General features: G+C 68.2%; 1 protein-coding gene. It reads left to right on the top strand.

The window, feature by feature from the left end:
- Positions 1–283 (top strand): hypothetical protein (locus EN807_RS34950; RefSeq protein ID WP_135938116.1); only part of this gene is annotated, 283 nt, incomplete at both ends.

Here is a 283-nt window from a genome sequence, read left to right as displayed (position 1 = left end):
CCGGCGGCGCCACCGTCAAGGATATTCCGGCCAAGGCGGCGGGGCGGGTGAGGGTGGCGAATGGCACCACGACCATCGAGCTCGCCTCGGGTCAGGCGAGCGTGCAAGGCATCAAGGCGGCGATCGCGCAGGCCTCGACGGTCAGTATCGCCAACGGCACGACGAGCCTGGACAGGCTGGTGCTCAATCTCGGCGGCGGCACAGCGACTGTGACCGGCAAGGTCGGACAGGCGCTCGATATCAATGCAGCGCTGGCCAAGGTGCCGGCTTCGCTCGCCAACAG

Source organism: Mesorhizobium sp. M5C.F.Ca.ET.164.01.1.1 (genome assembly GCF_004792125.1).
GTDB classification, from domain to species: domain Bacteria; phylum Pseudomonadota; class Alphaproteobacteria; order Rhizobiales; family Rhizobiaceae; genus Mesorhizobium; species Mesorhizobium wenxiniae.
This window is presented reverse-complemented; position numbering and strand designations above follow the sequence as displayed.